Origin of the sequence: Peribacillus faecalis (assembly GCF_014712675.1) — a bacterium.
Lineage (GTDB): Bacteria > Bacillota > Bacilli > Bacillales > DSM-1321 > Bacillus_AD > Bacillus_AD faecalis.
On the sequence record NZ_JACXSI010000066.1, the window covers coordinates 1 to 13,843 of the forward strand.

The 13,843-nt window shown below is 38.5% G+C and carries 16 protein-coding genes; 8 read left to right on the plus strand and 8 right to left on the minus strand.

What is annotated here, in order from left to right; translation table 11 throughout:
• Window positions 1–558: 558 nt before the first annotated feature.
• The gene (locus tag IEO70_RS18125) at window positions 559–744 is read right to left on the minus strand and encodes a YhzD family protein (protein ID WP_190999783.1); all 186 of its coding nucleotides are present in this window, start codon (window positions 742–744) and stop codon (window positions 559–561) included.
• 181 nt (window positions 745–925) lie between these two features.
• Between IEO70_RS18125 and IEO70_RS18130 the strand changes: the two genes are divergently transcribed.
• From IEO70_RS18130 to IEO70_RS18145, 4 genes are all read left to right on the plus strand, one after another.
• The gene (locus tag IEO70_RS18130; RefSeq protein WP_190999784.1) at window positions 926–2,131 is read left to right on the plus strand and encodes a metallophosphoesterase family protein; all 1,206 of its coding nucleotides are present in this window, start codon (window positions 926–928) and stop codon (window positions 2,129–2,131) included.
• Window positions 2,131–5,130 (plus strand): ATP-binding protein, encoded by a 3,000-nt coding sequence (locus IEO70_RS18135; protein WP_190999785.1) that lies wholly within the window; start codon window positions 2,131–2,133, stop codon window positions 5,128–5,130. Before IEO70_RS18130 ends, IEO70_RS18135 begins: the two co-directional genes overlap by 1 nt.
• Window positions 5,131–5,185: 55 nt before the next feature.
• Window positions 5,186–6,418, plus strand: a complete 1,233-nt coding sequence (locus tag IEO70_RS18140; RefSeq protein WP_190999786.1) for an HD domain-containing protein — start codon at window positions 5,186–5,188, stop codon at window positions 6,416–6,418.
• Window positions 6,419–6,766: 348 nt separating this feature from the next.
• On the plus strand, window positions 6,767–6,955 hold the full coding sequence (locus IEO70_RS18145; protein ID WP_190999787.1) for a sporulation YhaL family protein: 189 nt from the start codon (window positions 6,767–6,769) through the stop codon (window positions 6,953–6,955).
• Between the two features lie 61 nt (window positions 6,956–7,016).
• Here the strand turns inward: IEO70_RS18145 and IEO70_RS18150 are convergent, their stop codons facing one another.
• Window positions 7,017–7,895: a peptidylprolyl isomerase gene (locus IEO70_RS18150; protein WP_190999788.1), complete on the minus strand. Its 879-nt coding sequence runs from the start codon at window positions 7,893–7,895 to the stop codon at window positions 7,017–7,019.
• 184 nt (window positions 7,896–8,079) lie between these two features.
• On the opposite strand from IEO70_RS18150, the gene IEO70_RS18155 reads away from it, so the two are divergent.
• Window positions 8,080–8,166, plus strand: a complete 87-nt coding sequence (locus IEO70_RS18155) for a YjcZ family sporulation protein (protein ID WP_190999881.1) — start codon at window positions 8,080–8,082, stop codon at window positions 8,164–8,166.
• Between the two features lie 63 nt (window positions 8,167–8,229).
• Window positions 8,230–8,346: a YjcZ family sporulation protein gene (locus IEO70_RS18160; RefSeq protein WP_190999789.1), complete on the plus strand. Its 117-nt coding sequence runs from the start codon at window positions 8,230–8,232 to the stop codon at window positions 8,344–8,346.
• A gap of 101 nt (window positions 8,347–8,447) precedes the next feature.
• On the opposite strand, the gene IEO70_RS18165 is transcribed toward IEO70_RS18160, so the two are convergent.
• Window positions 8,448–8,639 carry a hypothetical protein gene (locus IEO70_RS18165; RefSeq protein WP_190999790.1) on the minus strand — a complete coding sequence of 64 codons (192 nt, stop codon included), beginning with the start codon at window positions 8,637–8,639 and terminating at the stop codon, window positions 8,448–8,450.
• A gap of 117 nt (window positions 8,640–8,756) precedes the next feature.
• Entirely contained in the window at window positions 8,757–9,290 is a 534-nt protein-coding gene (locus IEO70_RS18170) for a DUF3267 domain-containing protein (protein WP_190999791.1), read from the minus strand.
• Between the two features lie 154 nt (window positions 9,291–9,444).
• On the opposite strand from IEO70_RS18170, the gene IEO70_RS18175 reads away from it, so the two are divergent.
• Window positions 9,445–9,774, plus strand: coding sequence for a DUF1878 family protein (locus IEO70_RS18175; protein ID WP_190999792.1), 330 nt, complete (start codon window positions 9,445–9,447; stop codon window positions 9,772–9,774).
• Between the two features lie 9 nt (window positions 9,775–9,783).
• Here IEO70_RS18175 and IEO70_RS18180 read toward each other — a convergent pair whose 3' ends face one another.
• Together IEO70_RS18180 and IEO70_RS18185 are read right to left on the minus strand one after the other, a co-directional pair.
• Window positions 9,784–10,359, minus strand: a complete 576-nt coding sequence (locus IEO70_RS18180; protein WP_190999793.1) for an HTH-type transcriptional regulator Hpr — start codon at window positions 10,357–10,359, stop codon at window positions 9,784–9,786.
• 248 nt (window positions 10,360–10,607) lie between these two features.
• Window positions 10,608–10,970, minus strand: a complete 363-nt coding sequence (locus IEO70_RS18185; protein ID WP_190999794.1) for a YtxH domain-containing protein — start codon at window positions 10,968–10,970, stop codon at window positions 10,608–10,610.
• A 366-nt stretch (window positions 10,971–11,336) separates the two neighbouring features.
• On the opposite strand from IEO70_RS18185, the gene IEO70_RS18190 reads away from it, so the two are divergent.
• Complete coding sequence (locus IEO70_RS18190) at window positions 11,337–11,507, plus strand: hypothetical protein (RefSeq protein WP_190999795.1); 171 nt, start codon at window positions 11,337–11,339, stop codon at window positions 11,505–11,507.
• Window positions 11,508–11,666: 159 nt separating this feature from the next.
• Here IEO70_RS18190 and serC read toward each other — a convergent pair whose 3' ends face one another.
• Both serC and IEO70_RS18200 read right to left on the minus strand, forming a co-directional pair.
• Window positions 11,667–12,752: a 3-phosphoserine/phosphohydroxythreonine transaminase gene (gene serC / locus IEO70_RS18195; RefSeq protein ID WP_190999796.1), complete on the minus strand. Its 1,086-nt coding sequence runs from the start codon at window positions 12,750–12,752 to the stop codon at window positions 11,667–11,669.
• Window positions 12,753–13,347: 595 nt separating this feature from the next.
• Window positions 13,348–13,767, minus strand: coding sequence for an HIT family protein (locus tag IEO70_RS18200; RefSeq protein ID WP_190999797.1), 420 nt, complete (start codon window positions 13,765–13,767; stop codon window positions 13,348–13,350).
• Window positions 13,768–13,843: the final 76 nt, after the last annotated feature.

Below are 13,843 nucleotides of genomic sequence, written 5' to 3' on the forward strand. Positions count from 1 at the left end.
CAAGCTCGTTATGAATACTTGCGTCAATTATCTTAATTGAACCGCCGTATACGGAACCGTACGTACGGTGGTGTGAGAGGTCGGGGGTTAATCGCCCCCTCCTACTCGATTGTGCTTCCGCTTTTGACATCCAGCTTCAGCGCCCAGCACCTAATGCACTTTCGCAGCCTCCCTACGATAAGTCAACGCTGAAATGTGGAATCGGCCCGCTTAGCCCCGACCAGCATAAGATAGCTCTCAGTAGGAAATCCGGTTTTTTATTTCCGAAGGAGAGATGGCTTATGACCCGAGGGGCTGGCCGATGCAACTAGACATATCTACTCGCTCCGTTCGTCGTGTTTCCTTTATCCAGTTTATACGGTGCTAAACGTACGCTTCCGCTTTTGAATTTGTCTAACCTTACACTTGCCATGCTCGGTCCTAAGCTGTCTCCCCCAAGAAACCAAGTTCGGGTTTCCTATGTGATTCATCTTAGTCCTCCCGCATGGCTCCTTTTTCATCGTGGTGAATCTAAGTAGCATATTCATGATGAAAAAGGACCAGTGACGGTTTTTCTGTTTACCTATGAAACAGTATCAATTTTCCGCTTGGTGAAGTGCAGCGATGTGTTGCTTCTTCGAGGTTTTTCTCTGCTAATAGACTTGCCCCTTTTTCTTTTGCCTCTTCATCATTAGCTGCTTGAATCGTATCATCTAGCAATTTTTCACCAGTAGCGTCGAAGGCTGTTAGTTTATATGCTTTCATCAAGATCCCCCACCCAATTATTTCATTTTTCTTTATTTTCACATGTAACCCATAAAATGTAAAGTCGAATTTTAGCGATACATATAACTATTGAAGGAAAATAAGAAAGTATGTTCCCGTTTATGCTACAATAAAGTAAATTTAAGTAGTATTGTAAAACCGTATGAAAAAGGTGATATTGATGAAGGAAATAACGTTTATTCATGCAGCCGATTTGCATTTGGACAGCCCTTTTAAAGGCTTGAGGAAACTGCCGGAGGAATTGTACCAGCATATAAAACAATCGACCTTTGAATCACTGCAGAAGCTGATTGATGAAGCGATAACGAGAGAAGTCGATTTTGTGCTTTTTTCTGGGGATCTTTATGATGGGGAAAATCGAAATCTCCATACACAAGTTAAATTTCGCAAAGAGATGGAAAGATTGAATCAGCATGGCATTCAAGTGTTCATCATTCACGGAAACCATGATCATCTCAGCGGGAAGTGGATCTCAATCGAACAGCCAAGCAACGTGCATATTTTTGCCGGCCAATCAGAAGTTAAAGAGTTCAGGAAAGAAGACAGCTTAACATACATATATGGATACAGCTATCCGACGCAGCACGTCAATCAGAGCATTGTCGATAAATATGAAAAAAAGCCAGGGGCGGATTATCACATCGGCATGCTTCACGGCAGTGCTGAGGGTCAATCCGAGCACAGTCGTTACGCGCCGTTTACTGTTGATGAATTGATGGAGAAGTCATTTGATTATTGGGCTTTAGGGCATATACATAAGCGGCAGGAGCTGGCATTATCACCTCCGATTATTTATCCGGGCAACATTCAGGGCAGACATAAGAAAGAGTCCGGCGTCAAGGGTTGTTATTATGTGAAAATTAAGGGGAAACATGCCGAGTTGGATTTTGTTCCAACTTCAACGATTGTATGGGATACGCTTAACATATCCCTTGAGGAAAATTGCAGCTTTGATGATTTGTTAAAGAACTGCCGTACAATGATGGAGCAAGCGAGACAGGAAAGTTATAGCATGCTCGTGGAGCTGAAGTTCAATCGGTACACTGATTTTATGAAACATGAAAACTTTAGGCATGACTTATTGGAAATTCTTCAGGAGGATGAAGAATATAAGCAGCATTTTGTCTACCCATATGCCATTTCTGTACAAGAAACCGCAGTGCAGGACGGCAGTCATCCGATTGTCGGTCTGATCAATAGCTATGAGTGGACAGAGCAAGATTTATTCGAAGCGATACAGCCTTTGTATAAGCATTCGCTTGGAAGAAAGTATATTACTGAACTATCTTCCGATGAGAAAAAGCAGCTGATTATAGAAGCACAGGAAATGCTGACGATGCTGCTTTCGAGAGGAGGCCATGAATAGTGAGAATTAAGGAAATACATATATATGGCTATGGGAAAATAAAGGATCGAACATTTACAGACTTGCATGATTTCCAAGTGTTTTTCGGTGAAAATGAAGCTGGTAAATCAACGATTATGAGCTTTATACATAGTGTTTTATTCGGCTTTCCTACTAAGATTCAAAATGAAAATCGCTATGAACCGAAAGACCATTCTTCTTACGGAGGTAAGTTAGTGCTGGAAACAAAAGAAGAAGGTATTGTAACGGTTCAAAGAATAAAAGGGAAAGCGAGCGGCGATGTAACGGTCACATACAGTGACGGCAGTACAGGCTCTGAAGCTGCGTTGGAAGAGTTGCTGCAAGGTATCGATAAATCTACTTATCAATCGATTTTTTCCTTCGATTTAAATGGATTGAGCGAGCTTCAGAGGTTAAGCGAAGATGAAGTGAGCCGTTTTATGCTCTCAGCCGGTTTGCTTGGCAGCGATGATTTGCTGAAAGCCGAACAGCATTTGCAAAAAGAGTTGGATGCAAACTTTAAACCGGGAGGCAAACTGCCGAAAATCAATCAATTGTTGATGGATACGAAAATGGCTTATGAAAGTCTGAATCAAGCTGGACAAGAACAAGATAGGTATGAGCAGTACAAAAGCGATTTCCGTCAATTTTCAGAGGAAAAGGAGCAAATCGAAGAACGCCTGAGAAAGCTTCGTGATGATATTAAAACTTGCCGAAATTATTTGGTAGCCGAGCCGTTATTGCTGGAAGAAGCAAGATTGAGCCAAAAGCTAAAGGAGATGGAAGGGATTGTCATTCCTGCAGAAGCGGAGGAACAATTTCAACAGCTGAAAACGGCTCTTTTGCCAATTGAAGCATCCGTACAATCAGCTAAAATACGTAAAGAGCAAATGGAAAGTAAAAATGAAGGCATTCAAATTAATGAAGAGCTTTTGATTAATCAAGGAGCTGTAAAAGCGGCCATTGACAGAAGTGTAAGAATAGAATCGCTTATTTATGAGCGTCAAAAGTTACAGCAGCAGAAACAGCAAAATGATGACCAAATTCAGCGTCTTAAAGATGAACTGAATCTGAACATGACTGATGAAGAAATTCTTCGCCTCGATCATTCTGCGATGAAAAAGGAATTAGTGCTTCAACTTGATCACACAGCTAAAAGACTGCAGCATGATAAGGAAATGCTGGATAAGAAACAGGAAGAAGCGCAAACAACTCTCGATGCGATAAAACAGCGAATGCGCAATTTGAAAGAAAACTTGCTCTCTGAGGAGGATAAGGAAGCGTTAGAGATACAAGTTGACCGATTTGAAAATGATGGTGCTGCAAATATGCAGCTGGAGCTTATCAATCAATCGATTAACTCGCTCGAAAAACAAATAATCAAGGGCGAAAAGAAGGAAGCGGCAAGCAAAAAGGCTGCCAATCAACTGTTTTTGTTGATTTTAGCAATCTTGATCATCGGTGCCGGCGTTTCGGTTATTATGCAATCATGGTTGTTCGCTATTATGATGCTGATTTCGGCAGTTATTATTTTTCTGTTGAAAGGCCGGTTTGTTCCTGCTTCCATCATTAACGACTTAAAAGAACAACTGCAAGAACTGCGCCAAAAAAGAAGTGAGATGACAGGTCGGAAATCTTCGGTATCAAAAGATGATATTAAGCATGCAATGACCTTGCTTGATCGTGATTATGAAACCGAGCGTCTACTGCAAAATGAAACAGTAAAAAAAGCAGAGCACGAAGCTCTATTTTATCGGACAATTGATGAGTTTGAAAAGTGGGAACAGGATATGGCGAACCTGGAGCTGCAAAAAGAGCAAGTGCTTAATGAGTGGAGAATGGGAGATAAGAGAATCCCCGCTTCGATACTGCCGCTTCTCTATGATGCTATATCCCAATTAAAAACGTATATTTATGAGAATAAACATCTGGCTGAGAAACTAGCATCCTTAACTGCTCAAATAAATGAAGTGGAAGAAACGCTGATTGATTATTGCAAGCAGTATGCGGGAACTGCTGTACAATCTTATGTCGAGGCAGCGTTGATTTTAAAGAAACAGTTAGAAGAAACAACTAAGTTTGCGCTTCAAAGAGAGGATTGGAGCGAAACGGCCCGCCGGTTGGATGGAGAACTTAGAGAGCTGCAGCTTCAAGAGAAGCATTTACATGACCAGTTGCAGGAACTATTTAAAGCAGCAACTTGTGAAAATGAGGCGGAGTTTTTAACGAAGCAGCAGCTGGCTAAAGAAAAAGCAGGCTATGAAGAGAAGCTTGAAATTATTCAGATTCAATTAAATTCATATGAAGAGGAAAGACAATATTGGGAACAAAGAAGTTCAGTGATTAATAGTTTTACGGTCAGTGATTTGGAAGAAGAGCGAGAAGTATGCGAGCAACGACTTGCCGAGCTTGACGAATTGTTAGCAGATCGGAAATTCCATATTCATCAGCTTGAAGAAGCCGGTACCTTCGATGAGCGCAACTTTCAATATTATGCGAAGAAATCAGAGTTGGATGAGCAGGCAAAAGAGTGGATGGCATTATCTTTAGCCAAAAATATGCTAAATAAAGTAGTCCATTCTTATAAGGATGAAAAGTTTCCGGAAATATTGCGGAATGCTGAGAAGTTCGTCAAGGCGATTACGGACGGCGAATATACCGGTCTTTATTGGAAAAAAGATGATACGGGTCTGATGGTTCAACGTAAAGACGGCGTTGTTTTCGAAGTAAAAGAAGTGAGCAGAGGCACGCAGGAAGGTATTTATGTCGCGTTGCGGTTAGCGTTGGCCGGACAAGTGTTTTCCAATAATGATATGCCGATTATTATCGATGACGGATTTGTAAACTTTGACCGCGGCAGAGTCGAAAATGTCATGAGTATATTAAAGAGCATTGCAAGCAATCAACAAATTATTTTCTTTACTTGTCACGATTATTTGCTGCCTTATTTCAATAAAGATCAAATTGTGCAGTTATCCGCTTCAAAGCTTACTTTATAATGGGTTTGAAAAACGTTACAATGAAACAAAGAAATGAACTTAGAAATGGGTGACAATGTTGAAAAAAGATGGGTTATATTTTTATGATAAAATCCCGGTTGAATATGATTGCTCACCGGAAGAGCGCCGGCAAATTATTGCTGACTACCCGATACCTGTTCTCCCGGACACGGAGGAAGCTTTCTCGCTTGAAAACGAGGTGCAGGGCAACAACATAAAGGTAACATTGCTTTTGAATGACTATTCGGTGGAAATGACGAAGACGAACAAGCAATTTCTGAAAATCAGGTTCAGCAATACTAACGGAACATTTAATGCGAAAATGTGGGACAATAATGGTGAAGTCGATCACTATGTGCCGATTCTCGATGAATATTCTGTCTTTACTGTTGAAGGTAGAGTCGAGGACTACAAAGGTTTTAAATCGATTACTGTTTATAAGATGTCACCGAGCAAGGAAGGAATCAATCCTTTTTCATTATTGCCTTACACATCTCAAGATTTGGAAGAACTGACTGTAGAGTTATTTTCTTATATACACGAACTGAAGTCACCGTATAAAGAAATATCTCTAGCTGCGATGAACCGGTTTTGGAAGCAGTTCTCCATTCGTCCGGCAGCAAAAGGGTTTCACCACAATTATTTGGGAGGTCTTTTGAAACATACAGTCGGCTTGATGCGCTTCGCTCGTTACATCCTTAAATTTGAGCAAAATCATTACGAAGGTGTCATGAAGCTCATCAATTTTGTAGAAAAGGCCCATAAGGTAGAATTGTGGAGTCAAATTAAGGCGGGAACAAATAATCCACAAAATTTCGTTTGGAAAGAGACAATCGATCATTTGTATAAAATGCTGTACGGAATGATGCAATACCAGGAAAATGATCCGAACTATGATATTGTGATGACAAGTATTTTGTATCACGATATCGGCAAAATTTTAGAGTATGATCATGCCGGCAAAGAGTACGAGGAGTTTTCATTTTTATTTCCGACAGCGACAGGCGACTTCAGCGACCGTAAGCCATCCGGAATTATAATGGACCAGTTAGGTGTAATGATCGGACATATTCCTTATGGGGTATTGTTCTTCACGAGAATACTTGAAGCTGAAGACATCTCGATTTCTATGGAAGAGCTTCATGCTGTATCTCACTGCATTTTGTGCCATCACGGATTGCCGGAATGGGGATCTTGCATAAGAAGTCCGCAAACAATCGAAGGCTACATTGTCCACATAGCGGACTTCTTGGACAGTAGATACGAAAATACAGAGCAAGTGAAATAAGCAAAACAGGTGGAAGAGAAATCAGACATTTTTCTTCCACCTGTTTTTTATATTAGGCTCTGTTAAACGATATTGTTGATTTCTGCGGCGTACGCTTTTCGCGGGACGAGGAGCCAAGCCTCCTCATCGCTTCTCCCTTACGGTGTCTTGGCCTGCCTGCTTTATCACGGAGGAGTTGCCTCCCGCAGCGAGAATCAATGTAATCTGTCAAAATCAACATTGAACTATAACAGAGTCTTCTATTAAAAAATGATAGAAATAAGCATATCCCTAACAATGTCGCATACAATAAACCATCAGCAGTAGCGGGACAACCTTTGCGGCTATTAAAATGAAAGGGGGATATGGATGCCATCATTTTTTATAATCAGCTGTTTAGTCGGCATAGCGATAAGTGCGATTATGGTTATTAAAACAGGCAGAGAGGAAAGCCAAATCGAAAATGATTTCATTGAACAAGAGGGACAGAAGTATATTGAACGGATGCAAGAGGAAAAAGCGCGAAGAATGCGTGATGCTTCTGAGGAAGCCGGATGATTGGCGTAAAAAAGGGTGCTTCAGCAGTGAAAGATTCACTATTGAAGCACCCTTTGTGTGATTATTTTTCTTCGCTTTCTTCATCTTCATTTGTAGTTTTGAATAAGTCTTTGAAATCTTTATCTTTGACGTTAATTTTCGCTTCTTTTACTTCGTCTTGAAGGACTTTTTGCATAGTTTGCGGATCATTTAGCTTTTCAGTGATCAATTGTTCTTTGATCTCTTCTTTCATATCGTCGTATGATTTTTTCTCATCAATCTTTGTAACTTTGATGATGTGCCAGCCGTGCTGAGATTGAACTGGATCGCTGACTTGTCCAACTTCTAAAGAGAAAGCAGCTTCTTCAAACTCAGGAACCATAGCACCTTGTCCGAATGAGCCAAGGTCTCCGCCTTTTTCAGCTGAACCGGGGTCAGTAGAGTACTCTTTGGCTAATTCAGCAAAGTCTGCACCTTCATCAAGCTTTTGTTTTACTTCCTTCGCAGTCGCTTCATCTTCCACTAAAATGTGACTAGCTGTAATGTTTGGCTTATAGTTCTCGTAATACTCTTTCATTTCATCTTCTGTTACTTTAATCTGTTCACGAGCAGCTTTTTCTTGAAGCATTGAAGTTTTCACTTGGTTTCTGAAATCATCTTCGCTTTTATAGCCATATTGTAAAAGAGCAGCCTCGAATTGATCGCCTAACTGGTCTTTAATTTCGTTTACTTGCTCATCTACTTCTTTGTCCGATACTTCATACTTGTCTGAAAGCACTTTTTCATAAACAAGCTGTTGCAGAACTTGATCACCGCTTGCGTCTTTCAGGGCTTCATAAAACTCCTCCTGTGTAATATTACCCGCCTTTGTTTCTACTACCGCCTCAGACTCACCGTTACTGCATGCTGTCAATCCGATTAAACCGGCTGTAAGCGCAACGGGTACGATCCATTTTTTCATTTTAACAACCCCTAATTATTTTTAAAATTCGAATATTGCTACAAGCCTACTATATCACAAATTAAAATTTTCGCAAAAAATAATCTGTTTTATTTCAAATAAAAGGAAATTGATGGGCTCATACCTATCCACTTCCCGTCTTTCTACATAAAATGTAACGTACAAAAAAAAGGAGGTATGTAAAATGAGCTACGGATATTCAAATGGTTTCGCTTTATTGGTCGTATTGTTCATTTTGTTAATCATTGTTGGAGCAGCGTTTATTTGCTAAGAACACATTCTTAAAAATAGGTAATATAAGGTTACATTTACTATGCTGAAGGGAGGAAACAAAATGTCAAATGAAAGCTGCGGTTGCGGTGGTGGATATGGCGGCGGTTATGGATCAGGGTTTGCGTTACTAGTTGTACTGTTTATTCTTTTAATCATCATCGGTGCAACTTGGTTATAACAGCAAACAAAAAGGTGAAGCTATTATTGCTTCACCTTCTTCTTTTTAGACGTCCAACTCCAGCGCCGGCACCTATTGCACTTTTGATTATGTAAATTTTGTTATGCAAATGAGATTTTTACATATGAAGAGAGTAGTAGAATCGTTATGCATACATTGATTGTCCGATATATCCCCAGTTGTTTTTCTTCGGCGATTTCCTTTTGTACGCACAGACGGCTCGTCATACTGTTAATGTTGTATAAAAATAAAGCAGCAAAAATAATGAAAGCAGCTGTATATAGTGAAGGCATATGTAATTCCCCCTTAGTTCCTCATACAATTTCTGTATGAATAACATAACAAATAACAGAAAAAAAAGATAGTGCGGAGATTGCTATGTTTTGTCGGGATGTTACATATGCCCGGACTTATGGTTGTTCCACTAATATTTCAAAACTTTCCTCATTTTCTTCAATAAAGCATCTATGGGGCGATTGTAAGATATTTTTTAGCATGATAAAATCAGAGGCACATAGGCCAAAGTGAAAAGAAAACAAAATGATGAAATAATGCGCATAAACCGGCAATAGTATACAAGCAATCAGCATTATTGTTGAAACGACCAAAAATGGCGTAATTAGTACAATTATAAATAGCCTTTTTCTTAATGGCGCATTCAGCATAATATCAATAGCAAAATATTTTCTTGGTTTTAGTGTAAATGCGGTTCTTTTGGCTACTGCTAACAGCGGGATAAAATGAAGCAGTTTATGGATCGGGTAGAGCATTATAATTCCGATAATAAATAGAAATGCGTGCTTATCGCTCAAATTATTCACGGCAAAGAAGCTGAAAATAGGATAAACGAAGATGAAGCAACACAGCATAAATAATAAGGAAACTATGCGAATTCTTGAACGTCCGTATAGTCTTGTTTTGTTGATGGATTTCCAGCAATGCATGTAGTCATTGACCTCCGTAGGGAGAAATTATGATTAAAAATACTAGAATACTTTACGATGATTTGATTTAAAAAGCAATACATATTTAGTGACAAAAAAGGATGCAATTGAGTGTATTTATGGCATGGAAATTTAAAGAAAAGCGGTGGTCTGCATGAATGAGTTTGAAAAAAGATTAGACAAGCTTGAATATCATCAGCAATTGATTTTGCGAATGATTGGAGATACGGAGATGCAGTTATATTATTTGATTATAGATAAAAATTTATCGAGGAAAGAAACGGAAGAATTGTTAAATCTTTGTGATAACCTGAACAAAGAGATTGAAAAACAAAAAGCGGAGGGATATGTTACATTTAATCCGCTTCTTATCGAATTGAAGTCCAAACTGATACCTTCAATTACACCTGGAGAATTAATTCAGGCTTGCCTAAAACAAGGCGTATATATTTCGTTAATGAAAGAATTGCAGAAGTCATTATGAGTCTGAAACTTAAACAGGCTCGACTTCTTTGTTGCTGTCGTTGACTAATTTACCGTCTACTTCAGATATTTGTCTATCGATATTGCTGAAAGAAGTTTCGAAAATCTTCATGAAATCATCGCCATAAATGTTACGGATGATCGCCATAATTTCAATCATATCCGGATACTTTCCATACAAATTATAAAGTGGAAGCGATGCTTCAAATACGGCGTTGTTAGAAGGTTCGAAATTTTCCATTAAGCTAAGGATGATTTTTTCACCTTCTTCTGTAATTTGAATATATGTGTTCCGTTTATCGTTTTCCTTTTTCAAGAAAGTAAGCAGTCCTCGCTCCTCTAATTTCTTTGAGAAGTTAAAGGCAGTTGACACATGCATAACTCCGAATTTTGCAACATCAGAAATGGATGCGCCATTCAGGTGGTAGGCAATCCATAAAATATGGTGTTCATTAATGTTTAAATCATAGGGTTTAATCCAATTTTGCCAATCTTTCTCAATCGATTTCCACAAAGCTTTACTTAACTGAGCCACTCTGTGACTGTATAGCATGGCTTCCTTAACAGAATAACTTTTCTCTTGCATAACAGATTCACCTACTTTTCAAGAATCATTTTCTATATATTATGACAATAAAATAAAAATTAATAAAGAGTAAATTTACTAAATTTTTAGAAATTATTTTTTTCGCAGAATTATCACCTTGTAAATAAGCAATAATTCAGCAGTTAAATAATAATCTTGTTTAAAAATTAAGCAACTGGTATAACTGGCTAGCGTAGAAACAACAGAATAAACTGTTTTATAGATATAACAAATGATTGCAGTAAACTTTATTTGTTTGGTTCAGCCAGTACTGTTTCTAATTCTCCAAGTGTATTCTCAATCTCTTTAATTCGCTTCTGTATTTCTGTTTTATGCGGTTCCACATCGGATTTCCAGGCTTGCATAAGATCTTTGCTTTCAGTGATGAAATGTTTGACGGCATCTTTGCTGATTTTAGAAGCTGAAATGCTTTCCTCTTTCATTTCATTAACTTTGAGTTTAATGTCACTGAGAATCTCTTGCAGCTCATCTTTATTGTCTTTTAAGTTTTTGCGCAAGTTCTTGCCTGATGTTGGCGTATAGAGTAACGTCCCGATACTAGCAATAGCTGCGCCTGCAACAATTCCGAGAAGCAGATGTTTTCCATTCAAATTAAATCACCCCTCAAGTGTAATAACATTCTTAGAGTAGAATAATAATAAATTAACTAAACAGGAATCATACGAAGAAGTTAATAAAAAATACCAAATTTTAAAAAAATATCCATATAACAAAATTCTACATTGATTTATAAAATCCTTTTTATTGAAAAATTTTTCTTCAAAAATAATAGAAAAGTATTCCTATATTTATATATATCACATTCGAAGGTGAATAAACTAATATTAAGTCTTGATTTGCTATATAAATATAGTTTGTCCTTCAAAAATTCTTCGTTTGTTCTTTTCTTCATAAGTTGGACATATAGGTAGGAGTATCAACTACTTATAGGGACATGGAATTGAGGAGGAGAAAAGATGCAGCCTGTTTTATTTTTTATTGCTGTGCTTTTATTTGTTATTACAATATATCATATGAAGCTCATGGCAGTTGGTGGCGTTTATCCGTCGAAATACATATTGAAGAGAAGGGCAATGTTATCGGCAGTTGGAGGATTACTGCTTATTTTGTTGGCATTGTTTTTTTAAAAGATGGCTATAATTAATGTTAGTTGTTGATATTTGATATATATCTATTAATATATCTGTAAAGTTTTTCTAAAAAGGGACTGTTCTAAGTGAGCAGTCCCTGAATTTTTAAGAAAAGTGAAATCAAAAATGAAAAAGGGCCGGTAACGGTTTTTCTAATTATTGATTATCTTTTTGAAAGTTCTTCATGAAGTCCGCAAGTTTCTCACAATGCGCATATGGTACGGCGTTGTAGATCGATGCGCGGCAACCGCCGACAGAACGGTGTCCGTTCAAGCCGACAAATCCGGCAGCTTTTGCTTCTGCTAAGAATTTTTTTGATAGTTCTTCATTTGGTAAAGTGAAAGTGACATTCATGTATGAGCGGCTGTCCGGTCTTGCATGTCCTTTGTAGAAGCCTTCACTTTCATCGATTGTGTTGTAAAGAAGCAATGCTTTTTTCTCGTTTTCTTTTTGCAGTGCTGCTACGCCTCCTTGCTCTTTTGCCCATTCCAGCACCAATGACAGTAAGTAAATAGCTAAAGTCGGCGGTGTGTTGTATAAAGAGTTGCTATCAGCGTGCGTTGAATATTGAAGCATTGTCGGCAGGTCTGTCAGGTCATTTTTAATCAAATCTTTCTTAATGATGACAACTGTTACGCCGGATGGACCGAGATTTTTTTGAGCACCGGCATAAATAACGCTGAACTGATTGACATCGATTTCTGTGCTCAAAATGTCGCTGCTCATATCAGCTATTAACGGAACATTTTTCGTGTCCGGGTATGTTTTCCACTGTGTTCCATAAATTGTGTTATTGCTTGTGATGTGTAAGTAAGCTGCATCTTCATCGTATTGAAGCTGATCAAGTGCAGGAATATAAGTATAGCTTTCTTCTTTAGTAGAAGCGGCGATTTGTGTTTTGCCAATTTTCTTAGCTTCTTTTAACGCCTTGTCCGACCAAGCGCCTGTTAAAACATAAGCGGCTGTTTTGCCTTCAGGAAGCAAGTTCATCGGAATCATAGAAAACTGAAGACTGGCTCCGCCTTGGAGGAATAGCACCTCATAGTCATCAGAAATATTCATTAGTTCTTTCAGTAATGCTTTTGCTTTTTCATGGACGGCATTATACTCTTTGCTGCGGTGGCTTAATTCCATAACACTCATTCCGGAATTATTGATATTCAGCCATTCTTTATTCGCCTTTTCTAAAACTGCTTCTGGTAATGCTGCTGGACCTGCGTTGAAATTATATGCGCGTGTCATACTTATTCCCCTTCCGCTGTAATGTGCTAAAGTTAATATTATCGTACCAAATAATCATAATAAAATACATAATTTTTTGAAAGTTTAAAGTCTTGAAAAATATAAAAATTACGAACAAACCGAATTATTTTTATTGTTTTCTTTCGGTTTTTCAGTTATTAAACTGTTTAACAGGTAGGATATAATGAGGATAATTTATCTGATTCCGAAGTTTGTTTTGGGAGCTTCGAGTTTTAGCTAGCCTTCATTAAATAAATTGCGCTTCAACAATATTATCTGCCATTTGTTGAACGAAAAGCCACTTTTTTATCGGGCAGGGGGCGAAAAGACCTCGGAAGCAAGCAAAAGAAAAAGCCGGGAACAATGCCCCGACTACATTACTTCGAACTTGTTTAGTTGTCTAACCTTACACCTGCCAAGCTCGAGGCCTACAGGATGTAGGTCACATCGGTGTTGTCACAGGACGTGACGTATTTTAGCCGATGTTCATTATTTGCACCCAGTCCAAAACCGGGTTTTTCGGGGTCTCCTTTTTCATTGAAGGGGAATCAAGGAGTAAAATCAAAAATGAAAAAGGACCGGTGCCGGTTTTTCTTTATAAATGTTTCGCGATACCAGAAGAAATTTCTTGAAGATCTTCTTTTGTGTACTCGCTTGTGTGTGTTTTCCATACTGCGCCGAAGCCATCTTCTTTCCCGTAGCGCGGAATTAGGTGAAGGTGGAAGTGGAAAACAGATTGGCCAGCATGTTCGCCGTTGTTGTTCAGCGTATTCAGGCCGATCGGATTGAACTCGGCTTTAATGGCACCGGCAATCTTCGGTACTGCCTGGTAAACATTTCGTGCAATTTCAGGCGTCAGTTCATAGATATTTTCTTTATGTAGTTTCGGGATGACTAAAGTATGACCTTTTGTCACTTGGCTAATGTCAAGGAAAGCAAGAACGTGTTCGTCTTCATATACTTTTGCGCAAGGGATGTCTCCTTTAATAATGGAACAGAAAATGCAATCGCTCATAGTACACTCATCCTTTCGGCAATTTTCAAATTAATTTCTATTTTATCATACATGTTCCGCAATAAAAAAGACAAGA